A 23,668-nucleotide genomic window follows, 5' to 3' on the forward strand; every position below is an offset into this window, starting at 1 on the left:
CAATGCTTCGCTCCGTCCTCGCCGCTGCCGCGCTGATTTCCCTGCTCGAACCGGCCGCGGCCGATGACGGCTGCGCAAAATTCGCATGGTCCCTGGCCCGCGAGCGCGCAGCATTTGCAGCGGCGGATAAGCCCGCGACTGCCGCCGGCGAGACACTGTCGGCGCTGCCGGCCGCCGCGCTGGTGATCCGCCTGCAGCCGGGAGCACAAGCCACTTTCGTCATGCCGCCGGAGCGCAAGCCGCGAATCGAACAGTGGCACGGCGGCATGGTGCGCCTTCCTGCGCTGCCCAAGCCTGGCATCTATCAGATCACCCTGTCGGAGGATGCCTGGATCGACGTGATCCAGAATGGCCGCTATGCCCGTTCCGTCGGCAGCACCGGCCGCAGCGATTGTCCGGGCGTGCGCAAGAGCGTGCGGCTCGATCTCGACGCGAGCCCGGTCGTGCTGCAGGTGAGCGGCGTTGCGCCTGATACGATCGCCGTTACGTTTGCCGCGGTGGAATAGTTTTGCAGGCGGCGTCCGATTCATGCGCGCCGTCGCCGTCTGTTGGCTTGACCGTCGGGCTGCTGATCAGCCGATAGGTCGGCACCCACGCGCTGTCCCATGTTTCGAGCGTAGCCCCACAGGCGGTGCACTCAAAGCTGTCGATCTCGCGCGACGGTGCCATCGCCTCGGTTCGATGGTAGATCGCGCCACATCTGCATTGTCGCTGCTTTTCGCTCACGACGAATCATTACGCCGCGACTCATCACCAGACAACGCTACTCTCGTCGCAGGAACTTCGCGTTCATCTTCGTGAATATTTGTTCAAGCAGCGAGGCGCGGTCGTTATGTCGCACGCCGGAACGTCGGGCGCGCTGGCCGGTTAACCCGGACACGTTTACTGGAGTTCGATGATGAAGAAGCTAGCTATCGTATTCGCCGTTGGTGCTGCTGCGCTGATGGGTGGTTCCGCAGCCAACGCGGCTGACAATGCGGTGAAGGCAAAGGGCGCGACGAGTGCCGCCCGGACTTCAACCGATTTCAGCGCCCAGCACCGCCACTGGCGTCATCACCACCATCATCACTGGGGCCACCGTCACTACCGGCCTTATTATGGGAGCTATAACTACTACGCGCCGCGCGCGTACGGTTATTACGGCCCGCGCTACTATGGCCACCGCCACTACGGCGGTCCCGGCGTGACCTTCAGCTTCGGCAGCGGCTGGTAAAAGCAGGCTGACGAACAAAAAGCCCGCGAGCACCGCGGGCTTTTTTTCGTCTGAGGAACAGCGTTACAACCTCGATGACTTTCGGCCGGAAGATGCCGATGCGAGGCGCACGGCGGATTTCTTTCCGGATTTTCGTGCTGCCAGCAGCACGACGCGGGCCTTGGCCTTGCTCGCCGCCGCTCGGACGCGTCGGGCCACCGAGCTTGCCGCCACGCGCAGCTTCCTGACGGCCGCGCTCTTCTTGTCCTCGACCTCATCGGCTTCCGCCTTGCGCACCATCGCGCTGGCCGAAGGCGTCAGGTCGACATTGATGGTGGCGACCTGGTCTTGCCGCGACAGGCCGCCGACACCCTCGCATGGCGCCTTGTGCGGTAGATCGGTCGGCATGTAGACGGTGCTTTCCTCGTCGATCCAGGCTTCGGCCTTGTGACCGGTGATGATCTTGACGTAAGCGCGCGTTTCGTTCGGCAGCGTGCTGCGTCGCGACAGCCACTTCTCGATCCGGCCGCCGCCTGCATTATACGCTGCAGCCGCCAGGCCGAGATTGCCGAACTGATTATGCAGCTTGCGAAGAAATTTTGCCGACGCCGGGATCGCCTGCAGCGGATCGAACGGGTCCTGCAAGCCTACTTCGACCGCCGTCTGCGGCATGAACTGCGCGATACCCCGCGCGCCTGCGGAACTGACTTCCGTCGCTTTAAATCTGCTTTCCTGCCAGAGCAGGCGCACGAAAAATCCGATCGGAATATCGTTTTCCTCGGCGGCAGCCTTGACCGCTTCACAGATCACATCAGGTGCCGCGGAAGCGTCGCTGACCGAGGCGGCTGCATGAGCATCGGCATCTGCTGCGGTTGCCTTCTCGTGTGGCGCAGCAACGACGTCTGCTGCGTCCAGCTCTTGCGAGGTTTCGACCGATACGGTCACAGTTCCGGTTTGAGAAGGAGATGTCGCGGCAGGTTCCGATTGCGCCTGCGCGACGACGAAAGACGGTTCCGTCCATACTGATCTGATGTCGGAACTTTCAAAGTCCCCCGAGATCACAAACACAGCAATCACGGCGGCGAAAACATATCGCATCAATTCCCATCCATGGTGTGTGAAGGCGGTCGGTTAGAAGTTGGATGTGGAAATTTCGCGGATGAACTGCGGCAGAGCCGTGTTCTTCTCGCCCGTAATTCTACCGAGGGGAACTTTGGAACATGCGTGTGAGTGCACCGGCAGCCTATATCGCTCTTTACGCCGCGCTGTACGCGGCGTTCGGCGTGGCCTCACCGTTCTGGCCGAAATATTTCGAAACCAGAGCGCTCGCACCCGAGCAGATCGGACTGATCCTCGCGGCGGCGTTAGTGGTGCGTCTTGTCGCGGGACCACTCGTCGGAATGTTCGCCGACTTCCTGCAAGCGTTGCGCCTCGTGCTCGCATTCTGCGCGGCGCTGGCGGCCGCGGCAGCCGTGGCGTTGCTGCGGGCGGACGGCTTCTGGCTGTTGCTGCTTGTTGCGCTGGTTCAAGCCGCGGCACTGGCGCCCACGACGTCGATCGCCGATGCGCTGTCGGTCAATGCAGCGAGGCCCCGGATGGCGGGGAGGCCGTTCGAATACGGCTGGATTCGCGGCGCTGCATCCGCGGCCTTCGTCTGCGGCACGCTGATCATCGGACAGCTCATCACTTCCAGCGACCTCACGCGCGTGATCTGGCTGAACGCGGCCCTGCTGATCGCCGCAGCCGGCGCCACCGCGCTGGTGCCCGGGGTTTCCACTTCAGCATCGCCGCGTATCAGCGCGTCGAAGCTGGTGCCCGAAATCCGCGGGCTGCTCGGGATTGCGCGGATTCGAATCCTGATCCTCGTCTCGGCTCTGATCTATGGCAGCCACGCCATGCACGATGCCTTTGCGGTGATCCGGTGGAGCAGTGCCGGCATAGACACCGCGGTGATCAGCATCCTGTGGTCGGAAGCCGTCGCCGCGGAAGTCATCGTGTTCTTTCTGGTCGGCCCTTTATTGCTCAACCGGCTCGGCGCGCGTGGCGCTGCGGCGCTGGCGGCCACCGCCGGAATCATCCGCTGGTCGGTCGCGGGGACAACAACATCCATCGCGGCGCTCGCGGTGGTGCAGCCGCTGCACGGGTTGACGTTTGCCCTGCTGCATCTCGCCTGCATGCGGATAATGGCGGTTCTTGTTCCGATCCGTATGGCCGCAACCGCTCAAGCGGCCTACGCATTCGGTGCAGGCGCGGTGACGGCTGCGCTGACGCTGTTCTCGGGATTTTTCTACGCGAATTATGGGGGAGGGGCGTTCGTTGCGATGGCGGTTCTCTGCGCGCTCGCATTGCCGCTCGCCTGGTTTGGCTTTGGCGATGCGCAGGATACATCTGCCAGTGCGCGCTGAGTTGCGGTAGAATCCCTTTCATGAAAAGCGGTCGATCTTAAGGTTTGCCAATTGGTCTCGGAAAGTGATCTTGAGTCTGCGCTCGATGTCGTCAGGGCCGGCGCCGCCGGCCCTGCCGAGGGCATTTTTGGTCCGGCGTCGGTGACGTGGCGGATCGACCGGGAAGCCGTCATCTTTCTCGGCGCCGGACGTGCCTTGCTGCTTCAATTGGCGTATCCCTGGGTCGCCGCCGCCATCGCCGAGCACTCGCGCACCTTTGCCGATCCGATCGGCCGCTTTCATCGCACCTTCGAGGTGATGTTCACGATGGTGTTCGGTTCGCTCGACAGCGCAACCGCCGCCGCCCGGTGCCTGCACCGGCGGCACGCCGGCATCTCCGGCAATTTGCCCGAAGCGGCCGGCTGCTTTGCCAAGGGTTCGTCCTACAGCGCCAATGATATCGCCGCGTTGCGCTGGGTTCATGCCACCCTCGTCGAAACCGCCTTGATCGCCTACGACCTCGTCTTGCCTCCGCTCTCAACGGAAGAGCGCGAGCGATATTGGGTCGAAAGCCGGCTGTTCGGGTCATTGTTCGGGCTGAAGCCCGAGGACTTGCCGGCGGACTGGTCATCCTTCGCGGATTACACCGCCGCAATGGCGCAATCCGACACCCTGTCCGTCAGCCCCGCGGCGCGTGACGTCGCCCAGCAGATATTCGCCGGCGCGCGGCCCTGGCTGCGGCCGCCGCGATGGTATCTGGCCCTGACCGCGCAGATGTTGCCCGAACGGCTGCGCGCAGGCTTCGGCCTCGATCTCGACGAGCGCGACCGGCGCGCCGCGGATCGCGCGCTGAAGTGGATCCGCCGCGTATATCCCCATCTGCCGGCCCGCCTCCGCTACGCCGGTCCCTACCATGAAGCCCAGGCCCGGCTGCAAGGAAAGCCGCGGCTTGGCATCACAACCCAATGGCTTAATCGGGCGTGGACCGGACGACCGCGGCTGGGCGATCGTTGGGAGCGGTGAGATCAATGGGCATCGGCGTGTCATTGCAGTAAAAGGCCTCACTGCCGGCGATTCCTGAAAACCAAACTTGCAGAATGGGGCTTTTTGGACCGATGGACGAGGACGACGACCCGATCGAGGAGATTTCGCGGATCGAAGCGCGGCTCGAGGAGCTGGCCGAGACCGCCGAGCGGTGCCGCAAGATCACGGTGGTCTCGAAGTCGGCGATCGCCGCCGGGGCCGGATTGATGCTGGTCACGATGCTCGGCCTGCTCGGATCCAATCAGGTCGCCGCCATCGGCTCGATTGCGGCAGTGCTGGGCGGCATCGTGTCGCTCGGCTCCAACGCCAGCACCTTGCGCCAGACCATGGCCGCCATGAGCGACGCCGAGGCGCGTCGTTCGGACCTGATCGGCAGGATGGACCTTCGCGTGGTGGGTGACGAAGCGCGCCACACTTAATATTCGCAAGCGGTGCAAGATATTCGCAGGCGGTGCAAGCGAGGGCGTGACGTGTCAATTCAGTGGCGCTGCCGCCGCAATTTCCCGTTGCCGGCCGATGCCGCGTCATCTTGCCTCGGATCGACTTGGCGCGACGGCGCAGATCCTGCTTTGACAGCTTCGCGCCGACCTGATCCATTTCCAGTATCGAGCGTGGCGAAGCATCCAGCACCAGTTGAGGAGTAGGTCTCATGAAAGAACAGCAAATTCGAGACCTGATCGCAGACGTCAAGACCGGCCAGTTGTCGCGGCGGGCCTTTGTCCAGCAGATGATCGCCATTGGCCTTTCGGCGCCGATGGCCGGGATGATGCTGAGCCAGTCCGGGGTCGCGATGGCCCAGACCGCGCTTCCCTACAAGCCGACCAAGGCCGGCGGCGGCGGCGTGCTGAAGCTGATGTATTGGCAGGCCATAACTCTGCTCAACCCGCATTTCGCCGTCGGCACCAAGGATCAGGAGGGCTCCCGGATCTTTTACGAGCCGCTGGCGGGATGGGACGGCGACGGCAATCTCATGCCGGTCCTCGCTGCCGAGATTCCGAGCAAGGAGAATGACGGATTGGCCGAAGACGGCCGCTCGGTGATCTGGAAGCTGAAACGCGGCGTCAAATGGCATGACGGCATGCCGTTCACGGCCGACGATGTCGTCTTCAACTGGGAATACGCCAAGACACCGGAGACTGCGGCGGTCTCGATCGGCAGCTACAAGGACATCACGGCCGAGAAGGTCGACGACTTCACTGTCCGCCTCACCTTTGCCAAGCCGACGCCGTTCTGGGCCGATGCCTTTGTCGGCAATTACGGCATGATCATCCCGAAACACCTGTTACGTCGGCGGCAAATCGCGCGAGGCGCCGCACAATCTGAAGCCGGTCGGCACCGGTCCCTATCAGTTCGTGGATTTCAAGCCGGGCGACATGCTCCGCGCCAAGATCAATCCCAACTATCACATCGCCAACCGGCCGCATTTCGACGAGGTAGAGGTCAAGGGTGGCGGCGACGCGGTGTCGGCGGCGCGCGCGGTGCTGCAGACCGGTGAATATGATTATGCCTGGAACATGCAGGTCGAAGAGGAAATCCTGCAGAAGCTGGAGGCGGCCGGAAAGGGCAAGTTGAGCATCACGACGTCGGGCAATGTCGAATTCATGCAGCTCAACTCGACCGATCCTGCGGTCGAGGTCGACGGCGAGCGCGCCAGCATCAAGACCAAACATCCGCTGTTCAGCGATCCGGCCGTGCGGCAGGCCATCAATCTTTTGATCGATCGCGCGTCGATCGAGAAATTCATCTATGGCCGCACGGCGAAGGCCACCGCGAACTTCCTCAACAACCCGGAGCGCTTCCGGTCGAAGAACACCAAGTTCGAGTTCAACATCGAGAAGGCCAACCAGATCCTCGAGACCGCCGGCTGGAAAAAGGGCGGCGACGGCATCAGAGCCAAGGATGGCAAGCCGCTGAAGTTCGTCTTCCAGACCTCGATCAATGCGCCAAGGCAGAAGACCCAGGCCATCTTCAAGCAGGCGTGCCAGAAGTCGGGCATCGACGTCGAATTGAAGTCGGTGGTGGGATCGGTGTTCTTCTCCTCCGACACCGCCAATCCCGACACCTACACGCATTTCTATTGCGATGCGCAGATGTACAACACCACCATGCCGCAGGCCGATCCGCAGTTCTTCATGAACCAGTACACGTCATGGCAGGTGGCGAACAAGGACAACAAGTGGCAGGGGCGCAATGTCTCGCGCTGGCAAAGCAAGGAATATGACGAGATCTACAAGCAGGTCGAACAGGAGCTCGACGCGGTGAAGCGCGCGGCGCTGTTCGTCAAGCTCAACGACCTCGTCGTGACGGACAATTACATCCAGCCCATCGTCTCCCGCACCCGCGTCGCCGCGCTCGGCAGCAAGCTGACCGCGCATATCTCGGGCTGGGACGCCGATCTGTGGCAGCTTGGGAGCTGGTATCGGGAAACGTGAGGGCGAGGATGCCGTGACAGCAAGCGCCATTGGCCCGCGAACCGAAACTGCAAAGCAGCGTAGGATTGTGAGTATCAGTGGTAAAGCTGCGGAGCAGGCGCTCGTCTCCGAACCGCCTTGCTGTCTCCTTTGCGCAACATCCGATGTGTTCCTCGTCTGGGAACACCATTTGCGACTCCACACCCGAAGATATTCGGCCCAGTGTTCGAAGAACCGGGATGGCGGATCGAGCGTTTTTCATACTGATTCATTTGAGCCCGGTGGGCCGCAGCGCGAAAATGCCTGCGGTCTTTTCACTCCAGAATTCGTCAGCGCGGGAGCGCAACATGGAAGGCGCAAAGCCACCATGGCGCGTGGAGCGTCGCTGGATCATTGAAGGTCGCCGTCAGTGAACGTCGCGGTGCAAGGATAGCGCGTGATGCCGCGCCTCGCGCGAGGCTGGCCGCTCGGAAGGGTCGCGGCCAAGCTTGGGCTTCAAATCCGCGAGGTCGATGAAAGCGTCGGCCTGCCGCCGGAGCTCATCGGCAACCATCGGCGGATGGGTGGCAATGGTTGAGACGACGGTGACGCGAACGCCTCGACGTTGGATCGCCTCCACCAGTGGGCGGAAGTCGCCGTCACCTGAGAACAGAATCATGTGATCGATATGCTCGGCTAGCTCCATGGCATCAACAGCGAGTTTGATGTCCATGCTGCCCTTCGTCTTGCGATGGCCGCTGGTGTCGGTGAACTCCCTCATCGGCCTGGTGGCCACGGTATAGCCGTTATAGTCGAGCCAATCGATCAAGGGCCGGATCGACGAATATTCCTGATCCTCGATCACCGCAGTGTAGTAAAATGCGCGAACCAGCGTGCCGCGACTTTGGAATTCAGCGAGCAGTCGCTTGTAATCCACATCGAAGCCAAGCATCTTGCTGGTCGCATAGAGATTGGCACCATCGATAAGGAGTGCGATCTTGGTACAGCTGGATGACATTTGGGCAATGGTCCCCAAATCGGACAGCAAGACATTAGAGACATCAGTTACGTTATTTGTACAAGATCCAGGAAGCCATCAAGCGCCGCCATGTTCAGGTCGTCAAGGAAGAGCGCGGCAAAAAAGGCGTGTGTTTTGCGCCGCCACGAAAAGCGGGCTGGAGCGGCATCGAGAGTGGACTTGCCCATCGAACCATAGACTGCGGCAGGGTCTTGTTGTGGCGCAGAGAGACGCCCGCCAGGGACGAAGACCATCCGCTTGAGCTTGTTGATGGCGCGGACGACGAAGCCGAGTCCGAACGGAATGGTCTGGCGGAAGAAGGCGATCTTCTTGACATGACCCTCGACATGCCATTTGACCTGCGCACCGTGGCGGAACAAGATCACGTCACCGACGCCATAGCGCCGCGGCGGCATGCCCTCACTCTCGAGCACGATCGATCCGTCGAGGATCATGATGGTTTCGTCGACATCGTAGTACCAGTTGAACTTGCCCTCGGTGCAGGACCAGATCAGGGTCTTGGTCGTGCCGCATGCGCTGGTTGACAGCTCGCGTGAGCGGGCCTCCGGATTGCCCTCGAGGATCCAGGATGGCTCAATCGGCGATGGCTTGAGTTCTACGTTGCAATGGCCGGTTTCAATGAGCGTAAGCGACATCGATGACCTCAATCTATTGAACAAGTATAAACGGCTTCAAAGGCATCCCGGTGGCGATAGTTTCAGATTGCCAAGTCTTCCGGGGCGGATGCGATCAGATTATCCCAAAAAGAATGAAGAAGCCAATTTGCCGAAAATTGATTTGGGGTGCTCCGTTCAACGAGTCGTTCAACGCGGGTTACCTCTAACGGGGCACCTCGGGCTTGCGTCGAAACCCGAGATGAAGCTGGAATGCGAGTTGGGCGCATGGTCTCCTTCGTAACTTCGTCCTGAATTTCAGGCTACCGGAGCACCGTGTACGTCAGCCGACACTGCAGCGAGCGATCGGTCAATTGTTTGACATACATCAGATCGAACTTCGATCACGACGGGGCCGTTCGCCGACATTGCTTCCGCGACCACATCGGCGGCCTGCGCCGCGCTTGTGATCGTATAGCCCTGCGCGCCGAATGCGCGGGCAAGCGCCGCAAAGTCGGGGTTGGACAGGTCCGTACCCCAAGGACGTTTCGGAAATGCTCTCTCCTGATGTGTACGGATGGTGCCGTACGATTGGTTGTTGGAGATCACGATCGTTATATTGAGCCGGCGAGCAACGGCAGTTGCCAATTCATTCCCGGTCATCAGGAAGCCGCCGTCGCCGCAGAACGCGATCACCTGACGTTTCGGATAACGAAGGCCCGCGCTCAATGCAGAAGGAACGCCACTGCCCATTGCGCCGCAGGCGGAGCCGAGCAGTCGCGCCGATGGCCTGAAGCGGAAAATCCGATGTACCCACCCGGCAAAGTTGCCGGAGTCGGTCGTCACAACAGCATCTGCTCTGGAAAGCTTGGCGATGGCCGCAACCGCATGGCCCAGGACATCAGCGCTGGGGATGCGCCGCTCAGGCCATCCATGCACCGCGTCCCGGACTTTCGCCACGGCCTCGATCCACTCGTCGCGCTCGCGCATGACGATCGGTAACTCGAGCGAGGATCTTACGAAGGGATGCGCCGACGCCACGATGGGGAGATCCGTATGGAAGTGAGTCCCGATCGCATTCGGGTCGGGGTAGACGTGGATCAGGGGCTGAGACGTCGGCGATTTTCGCGGAAACCGAAATCCCAGCGAAGACAAGTCGCCGAGCCGAGTGCCAACGGCAACGATCAGATCCGCTCGCTCAAACAGCCCGACATGAGCTGGCGACAGGAAAAAGCCAAGGTGCCCGATCCAGAGTCGGTGATCGTTCGGATACTGATCCTGCATTTTGGTGGTGACTGCGACCGGCACATTCCAGTGTTCGCTTAGCGCGACCAGATCCTCGCGAAATTCAGCGGTGCGACACTCTCCTCCGACCAGCAGAATCGGCCTCTCCGCGTCGCTAAGCAGGGTGGCTGCCTGTTCCACGGCGGCTCGACTGGGCTCGGCTCGCGCTACGCCGTGAGCTCTGGCGGAGAGCAAACCGGCGTCCATCTCGAGAACGTCCGCAGGAAGCTCGATCACAACCGGGCCAGGCGTGCCGCTGAGCGCCACGGAGAAAGCACGCGCCATCATCTCGGGCACCTGAGCCGCTGTCTCGAGTCTGACGGACCATTTAGTGAGGCCATTGAACGCGCGCGCCGTGTCGATCTCCTGCACCGCGTCACGATTCAGGTTCGGCGTTTCGACCTGGCCGACCAGCAATACGAGGGGTATGGCCTCCTGGGAAGCTACATGGAGACCAATCGCTGCGTTGGATGCGCCCGGTCCGCGGCTTGCCATCACCACAGCCGCGCGGCCGGTGAGCTTGGCGTCGGCGACCGCGGCAAGACTGGCGCTTCCCTCGTGGCGGCAAGTCACGAGATCGATCTCGTCGCGTTCGTACAGGGCGTCAAGGAGCGCAAGAAAGCTTTCGCCGGGTACGCTGAATGCCCGGTCGACGCCATGCGCGATCAGAATATCCACAATTAGATCGGCAACCCGGAAAACCATGCCACACCGCCTCGGTTAGAAGACCACCACATCCTGATCGACCAGATCACGCATCGATCCGTCTCACGCCGCAAGCTTTACCGCGTGCGCAAAATCCCAATACAGCTTCCGCGCACGCGCATAGAACGGGCCGGGCGTGAGCTGACGGTCGTCGATCCGGATCACCGGCATGACCTTGGCGAAATTGCCGGTCGAAAAGATCTCGTCCGCGGCGAGGAAATCGGCATATCGCAGCGTGGTCTCTATCACGGTGACGCCTTCGCCGCGCAACAGTTCGATTACCCGCTGCCGGGTAATGCCGTTCAGGAAGGTGCCGTTCGGCGCCGGCGTGTAGACTGCGCCGTCTTTCGCCATGAACACGTTTGCATTGCCGAACTCCGCGACGTTGCCGAGCATGTCCAGCATCAGGCAGTTCTGGAAGCCGCGCGAGGCCGCCTCGATCAGCGCACGCGAACAGTTCGGGTAGAGACAGGAAGCCTTGACATCGACCGGTGCGCATTCGGCGGTTGGCCTGCGGAACGGCGACAGCGTGATCGCGACGCCGGCAGGCTTCGGGATCGGCGCTTCGTAGATACAAAGGCACCAGTCGGTCGTTTCCGGATCGTAGAGCACGCCGCCGCCGATGCCGTTCTGCGGCCAATACATCGGACGGACGTAGAGCTCGGCATTGGCCGGGAAGCGGGCGATGCCTTCGTGCGCCAGACCCAGCCAGGTGTCGAGATCCACGATCGGCTTGAGCCCGAATTTGACCGCGGATTCATTGACGCGGGCGCAATGGCGATCCAGGTCAGGCGTGACGCCTTCGAAGGCGCGTGCACCATCGAAGATGGTGGAGCCGAGCCAGAGCCCATGCGTGCGTGGGCCCATGATCGGCGCATTGCCCTCCAGCCACTGGCCTTTGAAGAACGTCCATGTCCGCGAATGGTTGACAGGCTTGCTGTTCGGAATCATGACGGTTCTCCATATAGGCGACTGAGTTAGGGTCCATAGATCACCAGCTCGGTATCCGACAGATCGGCAAGCCGGGGGCACTGCGGACCCTTGAAGTATTTGCGGCCGCGCAGCGCGCGATAGAAGCCGACCAGATCCTTCATGTGGTCATTGGCGTCGAGGGCTACCGAGATCCGGCCGCGCCGGAGCAGGAAGCGGCCGATAGCGCCGGCGCAGGCGACAAAGTCGGCTACATCGTGGCAATAGATCAACTGCATCGCCGGCAGGGCGATCCGGCGGACACGCATCGGCTGCAGGACGAAGGGTGAGCTATGGCCGTCGGCCGCGTGGCACGCCAGGCTGAGGCAGCCGTAGGCCGCGTGCCGTGCAAGCAGCGCGACGTCGGTCTTGGACAAGCCGTCGATCGCCAGCGCGTCCTGCTGCACGACTTCGACACGCATGCCCTTCGCCGGACGCGACAGCGCGGGAAGAGAGAAGAACAAGCCATCGCAATACGCGCGGAATCCCTGGGCTTCGATGGTCGGCCAGGTCCAGTAGGCCGGGCTGATGTTGACGTAAGTGACATGCTTGTGGCGCTGCGCGATCTTGGTCAGCATCGGCGCATAGTTGCGAAAGGCAGGTTCCACATACCAGCTGGAGACATTGCAGCGGATGCAGGTCCCGCCGCCGTGGTCACGCCCAGCGTAGATCAGCAGCAAAACACCAACGGGCGTTCCCTCATGGTCGAGCATGTAGCCAAAGCGCGGGAAACCTTCGGGCACCTCGCGCACGGAAGTGCGCCGGAGGCCCTCCATCCAGTAGTCGCGCGAGCGGCCCTCAAAGCCGCGTGTCAAGAGATCGGCGACGGCGGCAAGGTCGGCGCTTTCGATCTCGCGGCATCGGATCATGGTCCGAACTCCGTCATGCGATCCAATCCCGCTTCCTCGTCAACAGCTCGGCCGCGCGAGCCCCCTTCTTGCGCCTGCTCCCGTTACCCATGCTGCCCGAATGCCCGGTCTCCGCCGCGGTGCGAGTCCGGCCTCGTTCGATTCCTTCCGCCAAGAGGCGGCGGCCTTGAGCGCGTGGCTCGCTGCGACGCCATGTACAGCAACCAGTTGCGGTAGATGTGTCTGGCCGGCCGATGCCAGGCGTTTCTCAGGTCTCTCGCCAGGCGATCAGCCGGGAAATCGGCGAACAGCTCCGGACACCTGTCGGACAGGGCTTTTCGCCGATACGCGGTCAGCAGCTCTTCCGCATCCATGCCAAAATAGCCTCTCGGTATCGTCGGACAGACTTCGTTCTCGCCGCGGAGGAACCGGCCCATGTCCCTTCTGTATTCGCCCAGCAGGGTCTGGGTCTCGTATTCCGGATGGCCCTGGAAATGGACGAAAAGGCTCTTCTTCTGCTGCTTGACGAAACAGTCCACGCCAGACTGCGGCGACGTGGTGAGAACGGAGTATCCGCAGCCCGCGAGCTCTGCCTCCGTTACCTCGTTCCAGCGCGCGTGCGGTATTCTGAAGGTCGCCGGGACGTTATGCATCAAGGGATGCTTTGTTGTCTTCGTTTGAGTGAAGACACCGATGCATTTGGCAGGCAGCTTGTGGCGCTCCACGCCATCCAGGTGCAGGACGGCGCCATGGACGGCCAGACAGGAATACACCGATGACAGGGTATTCTCCCGGGCCCAGTCGACGAGCTGAACGAAGGAGTTCCAATATGGTTCTTCCGTCAGGTTGGCGGCTCTCGGCTCGGTGCCGGTCACGATCACGCCGTCCAGGCTTCCGTTCAGCAGATCGTCGGTGCTGCGGTAGTATCGACGCACGTAGTCGCACCCCCATTCCGAACGGGGCGTCGTCGCCATCGTGTAGAAGTGGAGTCTGACGACGAGCCTCTCGGCCGCCGCGCCGACCAGATCAAATACCTGGCGCTCGGTGGACATCAGGGCGGCGTCGGGCATGTTGTTGATCAGCCCGATGTCGAGGCACTCCACGCGGCTTCCCGGCGACGCCATCGCGGCGGTGCCTCCGTTCGGCGCTCTCGAGAAGAGGTGGTGTTCGTGTGAGTCTATGTCGATTAGCACAGGCATCGGAATGCCTTCATGGTTGAGTTGAATCAATCCGCAGCATCGAGCGCCTGATCGAGGTCGGCGATAATGTCGTCGACATGTTCGATTCCTACGCTCAGCCGGATCATCTCGGGCCGCACGCCGGCCTTTTCCTGCTCTTCGGGCGACATTTGCCGGTGCGTGGTCGATGCGGGGTGGCAGGCGAGCGATTTTGCGTCGCCAATGTTGACCAGCCGCTTGACCAGCTTCAGCGCGTCATAGAACCGCTTGCCGGCCTCGAACCCTCCGGCCACGCCGAAGGTCAGCAGCGAGCAAGCCCGGCCGCCCAGGTATTTCTGCGTCAGCGCGTAATAGGGGCTGTCCTGGAAGCCCGCATAGTTCACCCATCCGACGCGGCGGTCATTGCGCAAAAACCGCGCGACCTCCTCGGCATTCTCGACGTGGCGCTCGATCCGCACCGCCACGGTCTCGATGCCCTGGAGTAACAGGAAGGCGTTCATCGGCGCCAGAATGGAGCCAGTGTTCCTCATGGCGACAGCGCGGCAGCGCGCGATGTAGGCGGCGGCCCCGTAGCGTTCGGTGAAGACCAGCCCGTGATACGATTTCTCCGGCTCGTTCATCACAGCAAAGCGCCGGCCATGCTCGGCCCACGGGAATTTGCCGCCGTCGACAATGATTCCGCCAAGCGTGGTGCCGTGTCCGCCCATGAACTTCGTCAGCGACTCCACCACGACATCAGCGCCGTATTCGATCGGTCGGAGCAGGATCGGGGTAGGCACCGTGTTGTCGACGATCAGCGGCACGCCGTGCCGGTGGGCGACTTCGGCAATGGCTTCGATGTCGCAGATGTTTCCGGCCGGATTTCCGACGCTCTCGCAGAACACCGCCCTCGTGTCGTCGTCGATCAATTTTTCCACACTCGCCGGACGGTCGTCTTCCGAGAACCGGACCGTGATGCCCTGCTGCGGCAGGATGTGTGCGAACAGCGTGTACGTGGTGCCGTAAAGTTGCGGGACCGACACGATGTTGGTGCCCATCCCGGCAATGTTGGTCACCGCGTAGTTCACCGCGGCCTGGCCGCACGCCACGCTGAGCGCCTCGACGCCGCCTTCCATGGCGGCAACGCGCTTCTCCAGCACCGCGTTGGTCGGATTTCCGATCCTTGTGTAGCGGAAGCCATCCACCTCGAGGTTGAAGAGCGCGGCGCCATGGTCGGCGCTGTCGAAGGCATACGAGGCGGTCTGGTAGATCGGTACGGCGACGGCCTTGGTGGCCGGATCGACTTCGAAGCCGCCGTGGACGGCGAGGGTCTCTCGTTTCATCGAGGTGGCCCTTCCGGTTTTTCGGTCGCGGGCTACCTCGGGAGTTCGTTGGTGCATTGCAGTTCCTCGAACACTGAACTCGACTAGCGATCTATCCGCGGGAAGCCGAGCAGGTCCCGCACCGCGTTCGGCCATCTGGTGACGTTGCTGCCGTGGGTGTGGAACATCGCGACGGCGAGACGGTCCATTCCGAAGGCCACGCAGGCGGTATGGGCCGGCTCCCCGGAGGCATCCGTGATGCCCCAGGTGGTGCCGAAATGATCGCGGTGGTAATTGAAGCTCATGCAGGCTGTCGGTTGCTCCTCGGAGCGCAGAGGCACCAGCAGCTCGAACTTCAGCGCCTGCTGCTGCTGGCTCACCGCCATCATCCGTCCCACCCGGCCGAAGAACGGATCGCTGGCGTAATCGATCCTGAAGGTCAGCCCGAGATCGGTGGCGATCTCTTTTGCGAGCATCATCCAGCGCTCGCGGAATTGCGAAACGTGATCGGGGCTGCCGATGCAGACGTATTCGCGCATCCTGAAGGACTGCAGCCGGTCGAGGTGACGTGAAGGCTCGCGACGGAAGCAATCGGCGGCTACGTCGAAGCACCAGCCCTCCGCCGGCACCGGGCCGCGGCTCGCCGCTATCGGATAGACGGGATAGCAAGCGGCCGGCGACAGCACGAGGTCGGCCGGCGACAGCGACGAGGTCCAGTCTCCGCCGGCATCGAAGCGGTCGACTGCACGGTCAATCTCGCTCTCCGTGCCATGCAGGCCGCAGACGCAGCCCAGGAGGTTGGGGAAGCTCTTCAAATAGCCCGACCGCTCGAGCTGGCCGCGGTTCATGACGGGAGGGAAGCGCATCACCTCGGCGTCCGGTTCGCGATACCGCGTGATTAGCGCTGCAAGCCGCTCCACGATGTCTTCATAGAGCGCGGTGCGGCCATAGACCCCCGGAGAGCCCATCCGGTGGAATAATACATCGGTGAGATGGTCCAGCGGATCGGCGGGCTCCACCGATGCGGCAGCAAACATAGCCACGTTCATGTCAACACCCATTCGTTCGAGAATTCATCAGTCGCGCAGGGAGGCCGGCACCGCGCTCATCAGCGCGGCGGTACCCATGCTGGCGAGAATGCGGTCGTTGTTGATCATGATTGGAGCTGAGAGCACGTCGCGGAGATGACGGCCGATGCTGACATCGGTGTCGTTGCGGTAGCCGGACAGGCCGCAGGCACGCATCGCGTGCAGCACGGCCGTAACGGCGAGCTCGGAGGCCTCCACCTTCAGAAGATTGATCGACGATTGAAAATCGATGGACGATAGCGCCTGCGCGTCATGTTCGCGGGCCGCATAGGATTCGAGATTCGCGGCGATGATGGCGCGCAGTTTGGTCAGCGTCATCCTGGCCGAGGTAAAATGTGAGGCGGCGGGGGGCATGTTGCCGCCGGATGCGCGGGCAGCCTTGCGGACAAATAGCTGGGCGCGGTCCACGGCGGCGGCGGCAATTCCCGCCCAGACCGACGACCAGCACAGGTGGGCGACCGGCGTCATCGTCTGCGCATGGATCTTGTCGTAAGCCACGGGGAAGATCTGTTCCGCGGTGCCCTTGAAGTTCAGCTTGAACCCGGCGCTGCAGGTTCCGCGCATGCCGAGCGTCTCCCATGCGAGAGTGGGCTCCAGCGTATAGTCGTCCCGGGTGATGGCCAGCAGCACTTGATCGGATCCGGCGGCCTCATCCGAGCGGCGGGCGATGGTGACGATGCCATCTGCCTCGGCGCCGTAGGAAATCACCGTCGCGTCGCGAACCAGCGAGATCTCGGCGCCTTCGCGCTCCACCGCCGCTGAGCTGAAGCGGATGTTCCCGCCGTTCTGGCCTTCGGTGGTCGACGACGCGAGCAGCAGCTGTTCGGCGGCTACGCGGCACATCAGCCTTTCGTGCCAGCCGCTGCCCGCGCCGTGGCGAACCAGACACGCCACCTTGGTCTGATGCATTGCAAAAATCATCCCGGCCGATGCGCAGGCGCGGCCGAGCGCGTAACACATGTCGGTTACATCGGATATCGATGCACCGTCTCCGCCGAATTTGATCGGGATCTGAACGCCCAGAAGTCGCTGTTCTCGCGCTGCGTCGATGGCCTTCCGCGGGAAGCGCGCCTCGCGGTCCACCGCTTCGACCTCCGCCGCCGCGGCCTCCGCGACAGCCGCCGCCCGCTGCCGGAACGAGGCGCGGTCGGAATATGCCTGGAGTTCGTTGCCTTCGGAAGCGAAGTTGCGGAGCTGGACTTGTTGCACGTTCATGGCCAATGCCTCTCATTTGATAAATCGGGCGTCCCGCACCGCGTCGAAAATGAAATTAGCGCCAATCAGAGGGAGGCAATCTAGCCGACCGCGTCTGCGGAGTCGGCGGCGCAAAAGTGGATGTCGATGAGCAACGCGCTTCCGGGCGAGGTACCTCCGAAGTAGAGCTATTGACCTCGGTTGCAGTCAGCTATCGTTGCGTCGATTACGATCGTGCCGCTACGCAATGTGTGGGGGTGAAATGCAATACGTTAATCCCAGCGTCCGGGACCGTGTTCTCTTCGTCGTGAGAAGCGTTCTCGAGCAGAACGCGATTAAGGCGGATATTCACCCGGAGTCGCGGCTGGTAGATATCGGGCTGGACTCGATGGATATGGTTGCGCTGATGCTCAAGGTCGAAGCCGAGTTCGATCTCATCCTTCCTCAACCCGAGATCACGCCCGAGAATTTCCAGTCGGTGAGGACGCTGGAGGTGATGATCCTCAACCAGCTCGGACCCGGAACGGGATAAACGACTTGAACAGCAATGCTTCTTCGGCCGAGCGAAGCGGCATTCACATTGATCGCAAGTCGCGCCCGTTCCGGGGCGCTGCGTCACCCGCCGCGCCGACATCGATCAAACCCATCTGCGTGGTCAGGTTATGGAAGCAGCGGTGATCCAGCGGGCGACCGGAAGCAGCGCTCCGCAGCGCAGGCCTTCCACCGCCAAAACCTGGTTGAAGGCCATCGAACTGACCTCGAAGATCGAGGCCGAGCCGCATCGGCTGTTCGCCGACGTGGTGGAAGACTGGGCGCAGCGGCAGCCGATGCGCCCCGCGCTGCTCTCGGATGGACTGACCTTCTCCTACGGAGAACTTGCCGCCCGGATCAACCGATATGCGCGCTGGGCACTGGGCCTGGGCATTCGTGCCGGCTGCACCGTCTGCCTGCTGATGCCGAGCCGTCCGGACTACCTCGCCTGCTGGCTCGGCATCAGCAGTGTCGGCGGCACGGTGGCGCTGATCAACACCAGGCTGGTCGGACGGTCGCTTGCCCACTGCATCGACGTCGCATGCGCCGATCATGTCATCCTTGCCGCCGAGTGCGTGGATGCGTTGGAGACCGCACTTCCGCATCTGGACCGCGTGCCGCAAATCTGGAGTCTCGGTGCTGGCGGTGTCGGCGCCGATCTGGACGCGGCACTCGCCGCCCTGGATACAAGCCCGCTGTCCTCCACCGAGCGCGGCCACGTCACTATCGATCAACGCGCGCTCCTCATCTACACCTCCGGCACCACGGGACTGCCGAAGGCGGCGAACGTCAGTCATCGCCGCATTCTCTCCTGGGGCGGATGGTTTGCCGGGCTTGCGGACGCTTCTGTGGATGATCGCTTGTACGATTGCCTGCCGCTCCATCATTCCGTGGGCGGTGTCGTCGCGCCCTGCAGCATGCTTCACGCAGGCGGTTCGGTCGTGATCCCCGAGAAATTCTCCGTGACAAACTTCTGGGACGACATCGCGGGTTTCGACTGCACCGTCTTCCAATACATCGGCGAGCTCTGTCGCTATCTGCTGAAGGCGCCTGCGTCCGGGCTGGAAACAGCACACCGGCTGCGGCTGGCGGTCGGCAACGGATTGCGCGGCGATATCTGGGAGGCGTTCGCCGGACGGTTCGCGATTCCTCGTATCCTCGAATTCTACGCCGCGACGGAAGGCAATTTTTCGCTGTTCAACGTCGAGGGAAAACCCGGCGCGATCGGCCGGATCCCGCCGCTGCTGGCGCATCGCTTTCCCGCCGCGATCGTGAAGGTCGATGCCGACAGCGGCAGCCCGGTCCGCGGCGCGGATGGGCTCTGCATTGGCTGCGCCCATGGCGAGGTCGGCGAAGCGATCGGGCGCATCGGCACCGCCGATCGGGGCGGCAGTCCCTTCGAGGGGTATACCGATCCGGCCGAGACCGCGAAGAAGATCCTGCGCGACGTCTTTGCCGAAGGCGATGCCTGGCTCCGCACCGGCGATCTGATGATGCGCGACGAGCAGGGCTACTTTCACTTCGTCGACCGGGTAGGCGACACGTTCCGCTGGAAGGGCGAGAACGTCGCGACCGGCGAGGTGAACGACGCGATCAGGGACTGCCGCGGCGTTCTCGATGCCTCGACCTACGGGGTCGCTGTTCCCGGCGCCGACGGCCGTGCCGGCATGGCGGCTCTCGTCGTGGACCAGGACTTCGATTTCTGGACCTTCGCGGAACATTTGGCGCGTCGGCTCCCGGTCTATGCGCTTCCGATCTTCGTCAGGTTGTGCCGCTCGCTGGAGGCCACCGAGACCTTCAAGCAGAAGAAGCAGCAGCTGATCCGCGAGGGATTTGATCCCTTGGTCACGGGCGACCCGCTGTTCTTTCGCGATCCGGCGAGCGGCGACTTTCATCCGATCAGTTGCGCCGTCTATGCGAGCATCGTGGACGGCAGGTTCAGGTTCTAGGCAATCGGCTCGAAAGCCGCTTTTGAGAGGTGAGGTGTTCCATGTCAGTAAGGTCGAGGATTTTCGCGGCAATGCAGCAGATCGCCGAGGAACAGAAGGTCACGCTGCCGCCGCTCCAGGACGATTTATCGCTCCACGACACCGGGTTCGACTCGCTAGCATTCGCGATCCTCGTCGCGCGGCTGGAGGACGATCTCGGGATCGATCCGTTCACCATCGCGGAGGATGCGGCCTTCCCGTCGACGGTCGGCGAGTTCGTCAGGGTCTACGAGAATGTCCCCGCCTGAGGCCTTCGCACTGCGCGAATATCTCGGTCCGGAACTGAAGGGCCGCACGATTTCCGATGCCCGGTACAGCGTATCGTTGACCGACATTCTCAGGCACAGCTGCCTGATCGGCAGATCCCGCGAACTGTCCGGCCGATCCGTGCTGCTTGCGATGTCGGGGCAGCTGCAGTCCGCACTCGCCATGATCGAGCTCGACGGCGTTGCCCGCCGCATGCTGCTGTGCCCGCCCGACCTCGATCCTGACCACATCCAGGCCTTGCTTGAGGCTGCCGAGATCGATGCGATCGTTACCGATCGGCCGGATCGATACGATACCGGCATACATTTGGTCGCCGGCGTCGGCGTGACCGAGCGTAGGGCCATGGGATGGAGGACCGAACGCGCGACAGAGTGGCTGATGCTGACTTCGGGAACCGCAGGGCTGCCGAAGATCGTCGGACATACGCTCGATGGGCTGGCCGGCGCGATCGTTGCCGACGGACCTGCGCGCCATCCGAACGCGACCTGGGCGACGTTCTACGACATCCGCCGCTATGGCGGCCTGCAGATATTCCTGCGCGCCGTGATCGGCGGTGGATCGATGGTGCTGTCGGAGCCAGGCGAAGCCATTGCGGACCACGTGGCAAGGCTGCGCGCGGGCGGCGTCACTCACATCTCCGGCACGCCGTCGCACTGGCGCAAGCTCCTGATGAGCGGTGCGGCCGAAAACTTCTCGCCGCGCTATGTTCGCCTGTCCGGCGAAATCGCTGACCAGGCGGTACTCGACGCCCTGGCCCGGGCGTTTCCGCATGCGTCGATCGGCCATGCCTATGCTTCGACCGAGGCCGGCGTCGGTTTCGCGGTGGATGACGGGCGCGAGGGTTTTCCCGCCGACCTGGTCGGGCGCAATCGCGACGGCGTCGAGATGAAGGTCGTCGACGGTTCGCTCCGGATCCGCTCCCGCCGCGCGGCGCACGCCTATATCGGCGCTGCCGCGCCGCCGCTCGCCGATGCCGAGGGCTTCGTCGACACCGGCGACATGGTCGAGCTGCGCGGCGAGCGTTACTACTTCATCGGCCGGCGCGGCGGCATCATCAACATCGGCGGGCTGAAGGTTCATCCCGAGGAGATCGAGGCCGTGATCAACCGGCACGAGTCGGTGCGGATGTCGCGCGCGCGGTCGCGCAAGAGCCCGATTACCGGCGCCATCGTGGTCGCCGACATTGTCCTCGCCGACGGCATCGATGCGGATCGCCGGGAAACCATCCGCACGGAAATTCTCGCTCGGTGCAAGGATTCGCTGGCGGCATACAAGGTGCCTGCGGTGATCCGCTTCGTCGATCGGCTCGACGTCACGGCGGCGGGAAAGCTGGTGCGTACCGATGCGTAGTGTCCTTGTCACCGGCGGCAGCCGCGGCATCGGGCTTGCGATTGCGCGCAGGCTCGCCGCATCCGGCGACTACAACGTGATCGCGGTCGCGCGCCGCGAGAGCGAGGAACTGGGACGGGCGATCCGCGAAACGGGAACGGACCGGCTGCAGTTCAGGGCATTCGATCTCGGCATGACCGATGAGATTCCCGGCTTCGTGAAGGAGCTGCGCGATGCCTTCGGCGCGATCTATGGCCTCGTCAACAATGCCGGGATCGGCACCGAGGGGCTGCTCGCCAACATGCACAATTCGGAGATCGAGGCGTTGATCCGCCTGAACGTGCTGTCGCCGATCGTTCTGACCAAATACGTGGTGCGCCACATGATGGCCGACGGCGCCGGGCGCATCGTCAACATCTCCTCCATCATCGCCTCGACCGGCTACAACGGCCTGTCGGTCTATGCCGCGTCCAAGGCCGCGGCCGGAGGCTTTACCCGTTCGCTGGCCCGCGAAGTCGGCAAGCTCGGCATCACCGTGAACGCGATCGCGCCCGGCTTCGTCGACACCGAATTGACCAGGTCCCTGGACGACGACGGCCGCCGTCGCATCGCCGGCCGCAGCGCGCTGCGCCGTCTGCCTGAGGCCGGCGACATCGCTTCCATGGTCGAGTATCTCCTCGGCGAAGGCGGTCGGAACATCACCGGCACCGTTCTGACTGTCGACGCCGGCAACACCGCCTGATCGCGCGACGGCAGGCATGCACGCTCGCGGCGTACGGCATCTCATTCTCCTTTGAACGGAAGCTGGCAACTCGTGCAGCCTCCCGTGCAGCAAGGAATATGGGAGTTGGAAAACGACAGGTTGAATCGAATGCGTTCCTGATGCGTGGTTTCCCGCCGATCTACGGTGGTTACCGAAATCAGGCTCTCGATCTGGTTGGTAATCGCGTCGTCTGATGCTGAGAGCCTCTTCCTTGGATGTACCTCTTAAGAGTTTCCCAACAGCGGGCAAGCGAAGCGCATAAGGTGCGTGATGACGCATTGTAAAAGGTCATCTCACCGTGCGGCGGTGATGGCACGTGGGTCGCCCAATGAAGAACCGGTCATTCTCAAGCAAGGATGACGTAGCTTTCGCCTACGAGATCGCGGGCACATCACGCGTCGATTCGGACAGGACGCCATTTACCCAGAATACAACGATGCGCCTGCAGGCGGAGGGACGAGCGGCGTCTGTGTGACCGCTGCTTCCGGCTCCGACGACTGCACCTTCAAAGCTTGAAGAGGAATTGATTGATGATCTGGTCTTTTCGTTTAGCTCCGCGACTTTTTTTCGTGACATTGGTCTCGCTGCCCGTGATCATTCAGCCGTTTGCTGCAGACGCGCAGACGCCAAAGGCCCGGATGCAAGGCGATCGTTTGTTGGCTCGCACGCCGCCGCCACAAAAGCCGCAAGTGGCGATGAATGCCTGGACGGTCGGTATTGCAGGGGGCCTTCTCGAGGGCGCGCCAATCCGCCTGGCGGCGGAGATCGCCCGGGTTGCCGACGATGGACCCAATCTGCACGTTCTCCCGATCGTGACACGCGGCGCCACCGAAAACGTCAATTCACTGCTCTACTTGCGTGGGATCGACGCCGCGATCATCAATTCCGACGCGCTGGAGGAGTATAAAAGCCAGGTGCCGGATATTCAGCAACGGCTTGCCTACATCCTGAATCTCTTCCCGTCCGAGCTTCATATCTTCGTTCGTCCCGAGATTCAGAGTCTGAACGACCTTGCCGGCAAGAAAGTGAACTTCAATACCCAGGGTACAGCCGCGGCCTATTCGGGCCCACTGATCTTCAGCCGGCTCGGCCTCGAAGTGGAAAAGACGTTCATCCCGCATCAGGTCGCGCTCGAGCAGATGCGCAAGGGCGAGATGGCGGCGGTCGTCTTCATTACCTCGAAGCCGGTAGATGCTTTCGTGCGCGGCCGTTGGGAGCAGGGATTCAAGTTCTTGCCGATCCCCTATGACAGCAAGTTCGAGGACTATTATCTGCCCGCCGCGCTCGATACCGCGGACTATCCCAATCTGATCAAGCCGGGCGAACGTGTAACCACGATTGCCGTTCCGACCGCTCTTGTCGCCTTCAATTTTCCAGCCAGATCGAACCGCTTTCAGCGCATCGCGCGTTTTGTCGATCATTTGTTCTCGCGCATCGGCAAGCTGCAGGAGCCGGGCTTCGATCCGAAGTGGAAATCGATCAATCTCGCAGCGACGGTTCCTGGCCTCGTGCGCTTCCCCGCGGCGCAAGCGTGGCTCGAACGCCAGCAGCGCGCAACCCATGCATCGCAATGAGAGGCGC

Annotated in this window: 20 protein-coding genes and 2 pseudogenes; 12 read left to right on the forward strand and 10 right to left on the reverse strand. The window is 62.5% G+C overall.

Features of this window, described 5'->3' with window-relative positions; all coding sequences use genetic code 11:
- Positions 1–2 precede the first annotated feature (2 nt).
- On the forward strand, positions 3–506 hold the full coding sequence (locus CQ14_RS36255; protein ID WP_057862522.1) for a hypothetical protein: 504 nt from the start codon (positions 3–5) through the stop codon (positions 504–506).
- 392 nt (positions 507–898) lie between these two features.
- A complete protein-coding gene (locus tag CQ14_RS36260; RefSeq protein ID WP_057862615.1) occupies positions 899–1,213 on the forward strand; it encodes a hypothetical protein in 315 nt (104 codons plus the stop codon).
- A gap of 63 nt (positions 1,214–1,276) precedes the next feature.
- Here CQ14_RS36260 and CQ14_RS36265 read toward each other — a convergent pair whose 3' ends face one another.
- Positions 1,277–2,137, reverse strand: a complete 861-nt coding sequence (locus CQ14_RS36265) for a lytic transglycosylase domain-containing protein (RefSeq protein WP_199805707.1) — start codon at positions 2,135–2,137, stop codon at positions 1,277–1,279.
- Positions 2,138–2,412: 275 nt separating this feature from the next.
- On the opposite strand from CQ14_RS36265, the gene CQ14_RS36270 reads away from it, so the two are divergent.
- From CQ14_RS36270 to CQ14_RS36285, 4 genes and pseudogenes are all read left to right on the forward strand, one after another.
- Positions 2,413–3,597 (forward strand): MFS transporter, encoded by a 1,185-nt coding sequence (locus tag CQ14_RS36270; RefSeq protein ID WP_057862524.1) that lies wholly within the window; start codon positions 2,413–2,415, stop codon positions 3,595–3,597.
- 51 nt (positions 3,598–3,648) lie between these two features.
- Positions 3,649–4,599: an oxygenase MpaB family protein gene (locus CQ14_RS36275; protein WP_057862525.1), complete on the forward strand. Its 951-nt coding sequence runs from the start codon at positions 3,649–3,651 to the stop codon at positions 4,597–4,599.
- Positions 4,600–4,691: 92 nt separating this feature from the next.
- Positions 4,692–5,039, forward strand: a complete 348-nt coding sequence (locus tag CQ14_RS36280; protein WP_057862526.1) for a hypothetical protein — start codon at positions 4,692–4,694, stop codon at positions 5,037–5,039.
- 230 nt (positions 5,040–5,269) lie between these two features.
- Positions 5,270–7,052 (forward strand): annotated as a pseudogene (locus CQ14_RS36285) (peptide ABC transporter substrate-binding protein).
- Between the two features lie 385 nt (positions 7,053–7,437).
- On the opposite strand, the gene CQ14_RS36290 reads toward CQ14_RS36285, so the two are convergent.
- The 9 genes and pseudogenes from CQ14_RS36290 to CQ14_RS36330 form a co-directional block, all read right to left on the reverse strand.
- Positions 7,438–8,028 carry a LabA-like NYN domain-containing protein gene (locus CQ14_RS36290; protein WP_057862527.1) on the reverse strand — a complete coding sequence of 197 codons (591 nt, stop codon included), beginning with the start codon at positions 8,026–8,028 and terminating at the stop codon, positions 7,438–7,440.
- 221 nt (positions 8,029–8,249) lie between these two features.
- Positions 8,250–8,684: pseudogene (locus CQ14_RS36295) on the reverse strand (cupin domain-containing protein); the annotation flags it as partial.
- A gap of 276 nt (positions 8,685–8,960) precedes the next feature.
- Entirely contained in the window at positions 8,961–10,631 is a 1,671-nt protein-coding gene (locus CQ14_RS36300; RefSeq protein ID WP_057862528.1) for a thiamine pyrophosphate-dependent enzyme, read from the reverse strand.
- A gap of 63 nt (positions 10,632–10,694) precedes the next feature.
- Positions 10,695–11,582, reverse strand: coding sequence for a branched-chain amino acid aminotransferase (locus tag CQ14_RS36305; protein WP_057862529.1), 888 nt, complete (start codon positions 11,580–11,582; stop codon positions 10,695–10,697).
- A gap of 26 nt (positions 11,583–11,608) precedes the next feature.
- A complete protein-coding gene (locus CQ14_RS36310; RefSeq protein ID WP_057862530.1) occupies positions 11,609–12,469 on the reverse strand; it encodes a hypothetical protein in 861 nt (286 codons plus the stop codon).
- A gap of 83 nt (positions 12,470–12,552) precedes the next feature.
- Positions 12,553–13,647: a homoserine O-succinyltransferase MetA gene (gene metA / locus CQ14_RS36315; RefSeq protein ID WP_082650177.1), complete on the reverse strand. Its 1,095-nt coding sequence runs from the start codon at positions 13,645–13,647 to the stop codon at positions 12,553–12,555.
- 26 nt (positions 13,648–13,673) lie between these two features.
- Entirely contained in the window at positions 13,674–14,948 is a 1,275-nt protein-coding gene (locus tag CQ14_RS36320) for an O-acetylhomoserine aminocarboxypropyltransferase/cysteine synthase family protein (RefSeq protein WP_057862531.1), read from the reverse strand.
- An 83-nt stretch (positions 14,949–15,031) separates the two neighbouring features.
- Positions 15,032–15,976 carry an amino acid--[acyl-carrier-protein] ligase gene (locus tag CQ14_RS36325; protein ID WP_057862532.1) on the reverse strand — a complete coding sequence of 315 codons (945 nt, stop codon included), beginning with the start codon at positions 15,974–15,976 and terminating at the stop codon, positions 15,032–15,034.
- Positions 15,977–16,003: 27 nt separating this feature from the next.
- Positions 16,004–17,230: an acyl-CoA dehydrogenase family protein gene (locus CQ14_RS36330; protein WP_057862533.1), complete on the reverse strand. Its 1,227-nt coding sequence runs from the start codon at positions 17,228–17,230 to the stop codon at positions 16,004–16,006.
- A gap of 241 nt (positions 17,231–17,471) precedes the next feature.
- On the opposite strand from CQ14_RS36330, the gene CQ14_RS36335 reads away from it, so the two are divergent.
- From CQ14_RS36335 to CQ14_RS36360, 6 genes are all read left to right on the forward strand, one after another.
- A complete protein-coding gene (locus CQ14_RS36335; RefSeq protein WP_057862534.1) occupies positions 17,472–17,741 on the forward strand; it encodes an acyl carrier protein in 270 nt (89 codons plus the stop codon).
- Positions 17,742–17,871: 130 nt separating this feature from the next.
- Positions 17,872–19,689: a long-chain-acyl-CoA synthetase gene (locus CQ14_RS36340; RefSeq protein WP_057862535.1), complete on the forward strand. Its 1,818-nt coding sequence runs from the start codon at positions 17,872–17,874 to the stop codon at positions 19,687–19,689.
- Between the two features lie 41 nt (positions 19,690–19,730).
- Positions 19,731–19,976, forward strand: a complete 246-nt coding sequence (locus tag CQ14_RS36345) for an acyl carrier protein (RefSeq protein WP_057862536.1) — start codon at positions 19,731–19,733, stop codon at positions 19,974–19,976.
- Positions 19,963–21,345: an ANL family adenylate-forming protein gene (locus tag CQ14_RS36350; RefSeq protein WP_057862537.1), complete on the forward strand. Its 1,383-nt coding sequence runs from the start codon at positions 19,963–19,965 to the stop codon at positions 21,343–21,345. The genes CQ14_RS36345 and CQ14_RS36350 overlap by 14 nt, the downstream gene beginning before the upstream one ends.
- Entirely contained in the window at positions 21,338–22,066 is a 729-nt protein-coding gene (locus tag CQ14_RS36355; protein WP_057862538.1) for an SDR family NAD(P)-dependent oxidoreductase, read from the forward strand. The genes CQ14_RS36350 and CQ14_RS36355 overlap by 8 nt, the downstream gene beginning before the upstream one ends.
- A 551-nt stretch (positions 22,067–22,617) precedes the next feature.
- Positions 22,618–23,661, forward strand: coding sequence for a TAXI family TRAP transporter solute-binding subunit (locus CQ14_RS36360; RefSeq protein ID WP_082650178.1), 1,044 nt, complete (start codon positions 22,618–22,620; stop codon positions 23,659–23,661).
- Positions 23,662–23,668: the final 7 nt, after the last annotated feature.

The organism is Bradyrhizobium lablabi, assembly GCF_001440475.1.
Lineage (GTDB): Bacteria > Pseudomonadota > Alphaproteobacteria > Rhizobiales > Xanthobacteraceae > Bradyrhizobium > Bradyrhizobium lablabi.

Coding starts and splice junctions, on each gene's coding strand:
- CQ14_RS36255 (WP_057862522.1), top strand. CDS start 3: ATGCTTCGCTCCGTCCTCGCCGCTGCCGCGCTGATTTCCCTGCTCGAA.
- CQ14_RS36260 (WP_057862615.1), top strand. CDS start 899: ATGAAGAAGCTAGCTATCGTATTCGCCGTTGGTGCTGCTGCGCTGATG.
- CQ14_RS36270 (WP_057862524.1), top strand. CDS start 2,413: ATGCGTGTGAGTGCACCGGCAGCCTATATCGCTCTTTACGCCGCGCTG.
- CQ14_RS36280 (WP_057862526.1), top strand. CDS start 4,692: ATGGACGAGGACGACGACCCGATCGAGGAGATTTCGCGGATCGAAGCG.
- CQ14_RS36290 (WP_057862527.1), bottom strand. CDS start 8,028: ATGTCATCCAGCTGTACCAAGATCGCACTCCTTATCGATGGTGCCAAT.
- CQ14_RS36300 (WP_057862528.1), bottom strand. CDS start 10,631: ATGGTTTTCCGGGTTGCCGATCTAATTGTGGATATTCTGATCGCGCAT.
- CQ14_RS36305 (WP_057862529.1), bottom strand. CDS start 11,582: ATGATTCCGAACAGCAAGCCTGTCAACCATTCGCGGACATGGACGTTC.
- CQ14_RS36310 (WP_057862530.1), bottom strand. CDS start 12,469: ATGATCCGATGCCGCGAGATCGAAAGCGCCGACCTTGCCGCCGTCGCC.
- metA (WP_082650177.1), bottom strand. CDS start 13,647: ATGCCTGTGCTAATCGACATAGACTCACACGAACACCACCTCTTCTCG.
- CQ14_RS36320 (WP_057862531.1), bottom strand. CDS start 14,948: ATGAAACGAGAGACCCTCGCCGTCCACGGCGGCTTCGAAGTCGATCCG.
- CQ14_RS36325 (WP_057862532.1), bottom strand. CDS start 15,976: ATGAACGTGGCTATGTTTGCTGCCGCATCGGTGGAGCCCGCCGATCCG.
- CQ14_RS36330 (WP_057862533.1), bottom strand. CDS start 17,230: ATGAACGTGCAACAAGTCCAGCTCCGCAACTTCGCTTCCGAAGGCAAC.
- CQ14_RS36335 (WP_057862534.1), top strand. CDS start 17,472: ATGCAATACGTTAATCCCAGCGTCCGGGACCGTGTTCTCTTCGTCGTG.
- CQ14_RS36340 (WP_057862535.1), top strand. CDS start 17,872: ATGGAAGCAGCGGTGATCCAGCGGGCGACCGGAAGCAGCGCTCCGCAG.
- CQ14_RS36345 (WP_057862536.1), top strand. CDS start 19,731: ATGTCAGTAAGGTCGAGGATTTTCGCGGCAATGCAGCAGATCGCCGAG.
- CQ14_RS36350 (WP_057862537.1), top strand. CDS start 19,963: ATGTCCCCGCCTGAGGCCTTCGCACTGCGCGAATATCTCGGTCCGGAA.
- CQ14_RS36355 (WP_057862538.1), top strand. CDS start 21,338: ATGCGTAGTGTCCTTGTCACCGGCGGCAGCCGCGGCATCGGGCTTGCG.
- CQ14_RS36360 (WP_082650178.1), top strand. CDS start 22,618: ATGATCTGGTCTTTTCGTTTAGCTCCGCGACTTTTTTTCGTGACATTG.